Origin of the sequence: Microtetraspora sp. NBRC 16547 (assembly GCF_030268965.1) — a bacterium.
GTDB lineage: Bacteria > Actinomycetota > Actinomycetes > Streptosporangiales > Streptosporangiaceae > Microtetraspora.
Map to the genome: position 1 here is coordinate 1 of NZ_BSSE01000061.1, position 8,607 is coordinate 8,607.

Sequence of the window (8,607 nt, forward strand, 5' to 3'; positions counted from 1 at the left end):
ACGTCGAGCATGGCAGGATAGGTGATCACGTGGAGCCTTCTGGTAGACGGACGATCTTGTGGTGAGACCTCTTCTACCGAAGGCTCCACGCCTGTTTCCGGCATCCTCTGTTCGTCCGCGTGTCTGCTCGCGTGTGATCGTTTCTGCCCAGGAAAGCCCTACTGTCCGAGTCGATCACGCTGAGAAAACGTCACTGGTGTCTCCTGTCCCGTGGGCATCGCGCCCGTCGGCGAGTGAATCTTCTCTTTGGAGAGGCCTCTGTGGCGTGCACCGCATACGAGAGGGGACCGCTGACCGGGCGCCGCGCTGGTCTTCAGAGGGCGAAGTTCGGCGTCTCCCACATGGCGCCCGGCCCAAATGCCAGGCTGGGCTCCTAGCGGAAACGCAGTCGGGATGGCCAGTCGCGCTGCAGGGCCTGCACGAGATCAGCGGCAAGGAGGGATGTTGCGAGGGCAACAGTCTCAGGTTCGCCGAGTCCCTCTTCTGCGCGTCCAGCCATCCTCGCGCCGAGCGTGTCAGGCCCCAGCGCGAACAGTGCGGCCAGATACTCAATGGCCTGGTTAGTGATCTCACTGCTGACGGGGTCGCGACGTAGGACGCTGAAGGCGGCGGCCAGTTCGGAGGTGTCGATGTCGATCAAGATGCGGTATATGTCATGTGCATCCTTATCGTTCAGCCGGTGCGGAACAGATACGCGTTCGGAAATCTTGTGGAGCTTGGCCACCAGTAAGGCCGCAGGTCCTGCGACCCTGACTCGATATGCACGATCATCGTCCGGGTCAAGCGCGGTGACGTCCATGACCGTGTTGTCGATGACAGCAGCTTCGAGACCTCGAGCACGTCGAGTAGCACGCCGATCGTGTGGGGGAATGCGCGCTCCCCGTGTGTTCTTCGTGCCTGGTCCTGCGAGAGCTTCGGGCACCATCAGATCGACAGGGATGCCCTCAGAGTTCAGCCATGCGCCAGGCTGTCCATCGATGGGGTCACGGTAGAAGCCCGCGCGGCTCATGGACAGCTCCAGAAGCGGTTCGTCCTCCAGCACCCTTGGGTCGAGCGCGAGATCGCTGTCCTTCGTCGTCTCGGCGAGCGCGACAGGGCTCCGTGCGGTGTGCAGATAGATGGCCTGCGCGCCGATCACGATCACAGCGTCGCGATGGGCATCCAGAGCGGCCAGAGCATCGAGAAGCGCGGAGCGAGATCGGACGAGGATGTCGCCTCTATCTACGCCAGAAGGATTCATTTCGCGTCATCCATTCGATGAGTTCTTCGGCTTCGGCAGGGCTGCGCCCAGGACCTGTCATCAGATCGGCGGCGACCTGGGATGGTGCTGCGATCACGAGGCCGGAGGCGTCGGCAAGGGCGCGAGTGAAGACGACGTCGATTTCGGGCTCGGCCAACATCACATTCGCTCCGGCATCGGCAGGGCGGAGATCCCAGAGCTGCGCGGATTGCTCGACGTCCGATGTATAGATCATGGCGGAGCGGGCGGGGGCATAGGGGGCCCACGTGGCGGCGGCCAAGGTTCCGGTTACGGCGTACCGAACGGAACTCTCTGCCGCACGCTGCACGAGGTTCGATAGACCTCTCGGCGCTATCCAGCGGGTGACGCGGCTGTTCCGCACGAACCCGTAGTCCTCGCTCCAGCGCCTCAGCAGCGCAACCCAGTCGGGTATGACGACTGCGCCCGAACTGTTCCGAGTCGCGAGATCCTCGGTCTCGAGGAACTCGATCACTCGATATGCCGACCCAGTGGAAACGCCTGCGATGTCGACCAGCTCGCGGATCGCCCAAGATCTGTCGTGGTCCAGCAGCGCACGTACGACCTTGGCCGCGGGAGCACCCTTCAAAGTTCCGCGCGGTCTTCCAGGACCGCGCCATGGGTCGCGGTCCGCCCCTCGGTCCGCTATGTATAGCCCAGGCCGCGGCACGTTCAGATGTATGTTGCCTGTCACGTCTATGTAGGACAGGCCGGCATCGGAGAGTCGCTCACGTACCGGCGGCGACAGGTAGCTGGACACGACAACCCCACGGCTGCCTGGAATCGCTTCCGTGTAGGCGCCCAATTGCTGCAGCAGTGTGGCGGTGTCGCGCCTTTCCACCAGGCGCTTGGCCTCCACCACCAGCACGGTCGCGGTTCCGTCTGGTGCTGTCACCTCCCAGAGCGCGTCGAAGCGGGCATCGCGAACGCTGTGGCTCAGCGATCGGACATCCCACCCGGTCGGCAACCGATCTCTCAGTACAGCCATCCCGGCCGCCAGGACTTCAGCCTCGTTCTGGGGCCGCGCCATAGACTCCATCTGCTCTCCAGCCCCTTGGTGTTCGGGAAATACCATACCTCCGCCGTCGACGGAGAGTGGGCATTTCCTGAACAGCCGCACTGGTGCCCATCAGTGCGGCGCCAGGGGAGGTTCCAGCCGCCTGTGCCAGGCAGATTTATTGCCTGAAACGAAGCGCTACCACCAGCAGTACCTTTACCGGAACCCTGGCGGCTACTGCGGCATCGGAGGCGCCGGTGTCAACGCAGGTGACCCTTCGGGGTGGTGCCCGACAGGGCTGACTTCTTCCGAGGAGTAGCCGGGATTGCTGAGACCTCCGGGTGGCTTCACGCCTGTTCGGAGGTCTTCTTCTTTTCCTGAGCGACGAAGGAGCCCATGCCCGGAGTGGTGACAATGAGGCCGTCTTCGCGAAGCTTGGCGGTCACCTTGCGGATGGTCACCCGGGCGACGCCGAACTCACCCTCCATCTGAACCTCTGAGATGAGGTGGTGGGGCGGGTACTCGCCCGACTCGATGCGTGCGCGTACGACCTCGTAGATCTGCACCCACTTGGGCCTGGTCGGGTCGTAGTCGATCACGCGCCAACTGTAGGTAGTGACTCCCGGTTAGTCATAGAAGCTCATAGCTATAGACAGGTATATTTAGGCTCTGTAGCGTGCTGTACGTGACGGAGCTTGAAGAGCTGGCAGCGCGCTTTCCCGGCTGGGCGATCTGGCAGAGCCGGGCTGGTGACGGGCCCGGGGACTGGTACGCGACACGACGGGGCCACCGGATCACCCAGGCGGAGGTCATGGCCGGCGTCTGCATGACCGTGGCTGCCGCCACCCTGGATGAGCTTGGGCGCGTACTCGACGAACAGGCCGATCGGTCGATGGCGCGATGACGGCGGTAGAGCTAGGCGGGCTGACTCGCGACGCGGTCTCGCTTTCGGACGAGGAGTGCCCAGGGATCTCCGTCCATCCGGGGAGGGCGCTGCTGAACCGGGAACGCCTGATTTGGCAGGCTCAGCCGCGCGGACCCTACCGGGTCGTCGAGCACACCTGCTGTTGCCAGGCGGTCTTCTACGAACTGATCTGCGTGGGTGGTATCTACCAGGTCCACAAGGTCATCCAGTCCGACCCTCCCAGGCATGGTTACGTCGGCGGCTGGAGAAGCCGGGAAGCACGCCAATGGTGGCTGAGAATCCTCTTGGGCTCCGCCCGTTGACGGCTCCTGCCTGGGTCTACGGGGTTGCCTAGCTGATCACGACCGCTGGCCTTGTGCCCTATTGGTTCAGCGCGAGGGCAGCGAAGTTCGGCAAAGACCAGTCGCCGCTACTCTCCGAGTATGACCAGCCGTGAAGGTGAGCTTTTAGGTGTGCTGGCTGCGCGCAAACTGGCCGAATCGGGCTGCTGCGAGATCGAGCCGGGGCTGAGCGACGCGGAGTTCGACCGCATCGAGCGCGAGTTCGGAATCGAGTTCGCTGATGACCACCGGGCGTTCCTCTCTACTGGCCTGCCCGTGTGGGAGGAGCCCGACCCGGACAGCATGTGGGAAAACCCGTGGCCGGACTGGCGCAACGGCGATCCTGATCAGCTTCGGTGGCACCTCAACTGGGAGGTCGACTTCCTTATCGAGGACGTCGAGCGTGGCCATTGGACTCCTTGGTGGGGGCCGCGACCGGACGACCCTGAGGAGGCCGTGGAGGCGGCTCGGGAGGTATTAGCCCGCGCGCCAAGGATCGTGCCCGTGTACGCGCACCGGTTCCTTCCTGCAGGACATGGCACGTTCGGGCATCCCGTTCTCTCCATGTGGCGCAGCGACATCATCTGCTTCGGGTTCGATCTGGCTCACTACATCGATCTGGAGTTCGTAGGCGCTCCAGAAGATGAGGTGGAGTGGGCGAGGTCGGACGTCGTCGTTCCTTTCTGGCGTGACTATGTGGCCTGGAATGAGCGATCACGGACCGGTACGGGAGAACACGCCTAAGCTGAGTACCCGTTGGAGGTCAAAACCTTCTGTTTACAAGGAGTAATTGACTCGTCCACAGGCGTCCACGGACGACACAGGGGCCTGTTCAGGAGGGATGTCCTGGCTACCGGGATCCCATCCTCGTCCACAGTCGTCCAGGACCGTTGTTAGCACCGGCGTTAGCAAGATCGGCGGTCATCATGCATCCCAACAGAGATCAGCCGCGGTGTCCCGATGCCAAGTGGACCCGGACCGCAGGGCCGCCAGGCCCGAGGACCGGAAGCCACGCGGCGTGCGCCACGAGGCGCTGTTTGACTGTGTGGAGGTGAAAGGACTCCACCGATGGCCCGTCGTAGCGGGTTGTTTGAAGTTGGAGGCAGCCTGACCCCGGAGTCGCGGGTGAGGGTGGGAGCAGCCTCGACAACGTCGGGACGCGCCGGTACTACCAGACGGCGCGGGTCCGGTTAACGAGCGGGAAAGGTGTACGCGAGGAACCAGCGGTGTAAAGCCCTTTAAGGCTTCCACCAGCTCAAATCTGGCGGATATGGGCTGGGTTGCGGTGCGTACCCGCCGGGCGTGGTGCCCGGTGGGGAACTCCTGGGCCGGGTGTCGCGTCCGGTCGGGAGGCCCTGGTGAAGGTCTACGGCGTAGTCAGGGCGATGCCGCAGGGGCATAGCTGGGCACCTCCTCTCGCAAGCGGTCAGCAGTGAACGTGGGAACCATCTCGTGTCGTTCCTTCGCCCGCCTCGTCCAGGGGCATGGCTGGGGATTGGTGCGTCGTCCGCCGAAGGTGCGGGATGGGGCGGAGCCTGCGTAGTACTCCGAGCGCGGGAAAGCCGCGTACATGGGGAAGGCAGGCAGCAGTTTCGAGCAGGTAGGGGCGTCATGTCAGGAGGCCGCTCGTGAATATGGGCGAACTGCTGCTTGAGCCGGAGGCGGCCGAGTGGCGGGTACTGAGCATTCAGAACAAACTGCACCGCTGGGCCGGCGAGGACCCCACTCGCCGGTTCGATGATCTGTACAACCTGGTCGCAGACCCGGCGTTCCTCGTGGTTGCGTGGCGTCGGGTCCGGGGCAACACCGGGTCCCGCACGGCGGGCGTTGATGGGCTGACGGCCCGCGACGTCCCGCCCGTGTGGGGCGAAGAAGCGTTCCTGAACGGCGTACGGGAGCAACTTCGCGCCCGTGCGTTCCAACCCTTGCCGGTCCGAGAGCGGATGATCCCCAAGCCCGGTACTTCGAAGAAGCGCCGTCTGGGTATCCCCGCACTGGCCGACAGGGTTGTTCAGGCAGCACTGAAGCTGGTCATGGAACCCATCTTCGAGGCGGATTTCCAGCCGTGCTCGTATGGGTTTCGCCCGAACCGGCGTGCGCACGACGCTATCGCTGAGATCCACCACATGGGCTCCCACCGCTACACCTGGGTCCTTGAGGCGGATATTGAGGCGTGCTTCGACACCATCTCCCACTCGGCCCTGATGGACCGGGTGCGCGCGAGGATCGCGGATAAGCGGGTGCTGGCGCTGGTGAAGGCGTTCTGCAAGGCCGGGATCATCACCGAACTCGGCTCACAGGAGGAAACGACTGCCGGAACCCCGCAAGGTGGGATTCTCTCCCCGCTGCTGTCCAACATCGCTTTGTCGGTCCTGGATGACTGGTTCATGGCCGAACACAACCAGGCGATGGCCACGGCCCGGCAGCGGGACAATCGGCGTCAGAAGGGTCTGGCGAACTGGCGGCTGGTCCGTTACGCGGATGACTGGGTCGCCATGGTCAACGGAACCCGCGAAGACGCCGAACGGCTGAGAGAACAAGCGGCCGCGGTCCTGGCCCCGATGGGCCTACGTCTGTCGGAGGCCAAGACCTCGGTCACCCACATCGATGACGGGTTCGTGTTTCTGGGGCACCACATCCAGCGGCGCCGCAAACGAGGAACCCGCCGGTGGACCGTCTACACCTACCCGAGCAAGAAGGCGGTCAACGCCCTCATCGCAAAGGTGCGGGCACTGGTCCACCCAGGACAGCCTGACCTGAGAACCCTGTTGATCCGCCTGAATGCGGTGATCCGGGGCTGGTGCAACTACTTCCGCCACGGCTCGTCCAAACGGACATTCAGCTACCTGGCCCACTATGTGTGGCACCGCGTCATGTGGTGGCTACGCAAAAGGCACGGCGGCATGTCGTGGAAGAAGGTACGGACCCGGCTCATGAACGACGGCTGGGAAATCTCCGCACATGGGATCACCTTGCTCGATGCGGCTTCGATACCAGTCACCCGGTATCGCTGGCGCGCTTGGGACATCCCAACACCCTGGTCAAGGCGAACAACAGAGCCACCCCCAGCGGCATGAACCTGTGGAGAGCCCGGTGCGGTGAGAGTCGCTCGCCGGGTTCGGAGGGCGGGCCGGAGAAACGGACCAGTCGCAAGGCTGACACCGCGCTCCGGTCCGACCCCTACAGCCTGACCGTCCGCTTTTCAGGTGTAGCAGTCGCCCAGCTCATCCTCGCTGACGTGGGGCTGGACGGTGCTTGACGGTGCCCGACGTGTGGCTGTGCTGGCCGACGTTGCCGTCACCGTTGCCGTCAGTTCCCACGGCGTTGAGCGCCTGCTTGCAAACGGGAGCCAGTCACGGCGTAGAGGGCTCCTCGCCCCGCTCAAGTGGTAGTTGCGGGCCGGTGGCGTGTGGTCATGTCAGGCGGCGTTGCTGTATCCCGTTGCTGTACAGCTTCCTCGCCGGAACTTGTCAATGCGCCGCACCGTTGTCGAGATAGCGCCAAAGCGACGAGGAGACGTGATGCAAGACCCCGATGCGATCATCTTGCGCCGCTCGTTACCAAAGACCCTGCTTCTGGCAGTCTTCGTGGCCAGCATGACCGCACTGGCGGCAGTTATTGCCTTCTCTCCGTCGTTTCGGGAAATGGTCAGGATGGGAGTCGTGCATCAGATTTTCGCATGGTTCTGGCTCCTCTTGATGCCGATTGCCGTCAGTAACCTCTTGATCCTTCTCCGCACCGAGGTGATCATCGAAGTCGGGCCGGACGGGTTGCACGACCGGCGTCTGACCACACAGCCAATCCCATGGGAAAGCATTGAGAAGATCTCGCTATACGGGGGACGTTTCCGCGCGACCATTGTCCTGCATCTACCAGCGCATGCATGGAGGCCATACATGCGCTCCTATTCCGCTTTGCTCCTCGCTTATTTGAATTTCCCTTTCGTCCGCGGCCTGGCAGTGAGTACCGCTCCCCTGGATCGCTCTCTAAGCGCCGACGAACTCCTGGCTGCCGTGGCGAAGTGGTATCGGCCTGCCGCCTAAGGTCAAGTGGTCACCAAGCTGGTCGGCCTGTGGGCCGGGTTTTTGATTCCGCACGCTCCCTACCTGCATGCTCTCGCGAGATCAGTGATCAATACCCCCTCGCTTGCTCACATCATCGATATCTGATTGCCAGGAGGCGGTGACCAGGGGCGTTCCCTGGCCCACGTTGTTGACCTGCGGCTATGGATTCCACTGGTTGTCGTCGTCTTGCAGCGCTTTTCACGCTCATGTGCCCTGGATGTGCCCTGAGGCGTAAGACCTGCCCGGCGCCACCATTGATCTTTAGGAGTCTAGAAGAATCGCGATCTGCTCATACTTCATTCCGAAGGAGTACCGAGCGCCGTCGCTACGAAGACCGGTGAACTTTAGCCCGTTAACACGGGGCTCGACCAGGGTCAAGCGGATGACCTGGGGACCAAATTGAGTGGGCAGCTCAACAAGATCGCCAACTTTGAGGTTCTCGGCAGTGACCTCTGCACTCATGCCCCTTATTTTCTCCCGGGCAGACCGTTGACGTCCATGAACGTGCACGGATCATCTGCGAGTGCCCTGTGCGGTCCTGAACGCTCGCACCCTGTCCTGATGCCTCGTACGCCGTCGACCCCCCCCCGCGGAGCGTTCCGGCCGCCGCGAATCCTTGGGCAGCGGGGGCGGGGGAGACCCTGCACCTTCCAGCCTCGCCGAAACGAGACCCCAGCTGGAGGCAGGAGAGAGCCTCGGCCCGTTACGGCACATTCGCTTTGGTCGTGGTAGCCGGCGGCGCGGCCGTTCTGGTGGTCGAGCTTCCCGCGGCTGTCATGCGTCTGCCCGTACGGGCGCGGCTGGCGCGGCCGGGACCGGCCCGAAGAGGCCGCATGCCCGGCCGTGACCGGGCCGCGCCACCGACGCCCGCAGGGCGGCGGCTTGATACCGAGAAGAAAAGTTGCTTTCGATCTTGGCTAGGAGCCGTTTTGTAGATCTTCGTTGTGGTGCGGTACAAGGTCATGGTGCAAGATCGCCATGACCTGACCGACGAGGAGTGGCTCCTCCTCGAACCGCTCATGCCGGCTCATCCGCCTCGGGGG

At 63.4% G+C, this 8,607-nt stretch carries 8 protein-coding genes; 4 read left to right on the forward strand and 4 right to left on the reverse strand.

Annotation, left to right across the window (positions count from 1 at the left end; genetic code table 11):
* Positions 1-373 precede the first annotated feature (373 nt).
* The 3 genes from QSK17_RS35410 to QSK17_RS35420 all read right to left on the reverse strand — a co-directional run bounded on the left by QSK17_RS35410 (position 374) and on the right by QSK17_RS35420 (position 2,854).
* The gene (locus QSK17_RS35410; protein WP_285711014.1) at positions 374-1,240 is read right to left on the reverse strand and encodes a GSU2403 family nucleotidyltransferase fold protein; all 867 of its coding nucleotides are present in this window, start codon (positions 1,238-1,240) and stop codon (positions 374-376) included.
* Entirely contained in the window at positions 1,218-2,288 is a 1,071-nt protein-coding gene (locus tag QSK17_RS35415) for a hypothetical protein (protein WP_285711016.1), read from the reverse strand. The genes QSK17_RS35410 and QSK17_RS35415 overlap by 23 nt, the downstream gene beginning before the upstream one ends.
* Positions 2,289-2,602: 314 nt before the next feature.
* Positions 2,603-2,854, reverse strand: a complete 252-nt coding sequence (locus tag QSK17_RS35420) for a GntR family transcriptional regulator (protein ID WP_285711017.1) — start codon at positions 2,852-2,854, stop codon at positions 2,603-2,605.
* A 77-nt stretch (positions 2,855-2,931) separates the two neighbouring features.
* On the opposite strand from QSK17_RS35420, the gene QSK17_RS35425 reads away from it, so the two are divergent.
* The 4 genes from QSK17_RS35425 (at position 2,932) to QSK17_RS35440 (ending at position 7,543) form a co-directional block, all read left to right on the forward strand.
* On the forward strand, positions 2,932-3,159 hold the full coding sequence (locus tag QSK17_RS35425) for a hypothetical protein (protein ID WP_285711019.1): 228 nt from the start codon (positions 2,932-2,934) through the stop codon (positions 3,157-3,159).
* Positions 3,160-3,602: 443 nt separating this feature from the next.
* Positions 3,603-4,244, forward strand: a complete 642-nt coding sequence (locus QSK17_RS35430; protein WP_285711021.1) for a hypothetical protein — start codon at positions 3,603-3,605, stop codon at positions 4,242-4,244.
* Positions 4,245-5,134: 890 nt separating this feature from the next.
* Complete coding sequence (gene ltrA, locus QSK17_RS35435) at positions 5,135-6,577, forward strand: group II intron reverse transcriptase/maturase (RefSeq protein ID WP_285711024.1); 1,443 nt, start codon at positions 5,135-5,137, stop codon at positions 6,575-6,577.
* A 444-nt stretch (positions 6,578-7,021) separates the two neighbouring features.
* Entirely contained in the window at positions 7,022-7,543 is a 522-nt protein-coding gene (locus QSK17_RS35440; RefSeq protein WP_285711026.1) for a hypothetical protein, read from the forward strand.
* A 282-nt stretch (positions 7,544-7,825) separates the two neighbouring features.
* On the opposite strand, the gene QSK17_RS35445 is transcribed toward QSK17_RS35440, so the two are convergent.
* Positions 7,826-8,026, reverse strand: a complete 201-nt coding sequence (locus tag QSK17_RS35445) for a hypothetical protein (RefSeq protein ID WP_285711028.1) — start codon at positions 8,024-8,026, stop codon at positions 7,826-7,828.
* Between the last annotated feature and the right edge of the window lie 581 nt (positions 8,027-8,607).

Bases quoted from the DNA above. Each gene is read 5' to 3' on its own strand.
- QSK17_RS35410 (WP_285711014.1), bottom strand. From the start codon at position 1,240: ATGAATCCTTCTGGCGTAGATAGAGGCGACATCCTCGTCCGATCTCGC.
- QSK17_RS35415 (WP_285711016.1), bottom strand. From the start codon at position 2,288: ATGGCGCGGCCCCAGAACGAGGCTGAAGTCCTGGCGGCCGGGATGGCT.
- QSK17_RS35430 (WP_285711021.1), top strand. From the start codon at position 3,603: ATGACCAGCCGTGAAGGTGAGCTTTTAGGTGTGCTGGCTGCGCGCAAA.
- ltrA (WP_285711024.1), top strand. From the start codon at position 5,135: ATGGGCGAACTGCTGCTTGAGCCGGAGGCGGCCGAGTGGCGGGTACTG.
- QSK17_RS35440 (WP_285711026.1), top strand. From the start codon at position 7,022: ATGCAAGACCCCGATGCGATCATCTTGCGCCGCTCGTTACCAAAGACC.
- QSK17_RS35445 (WP_285711028.1), bottom strand. From the start codon at position 8,026: ATGAGTGCAGAGGTCACTGCCGAGAACCTCAAAGTTGGCGATCTTGTT.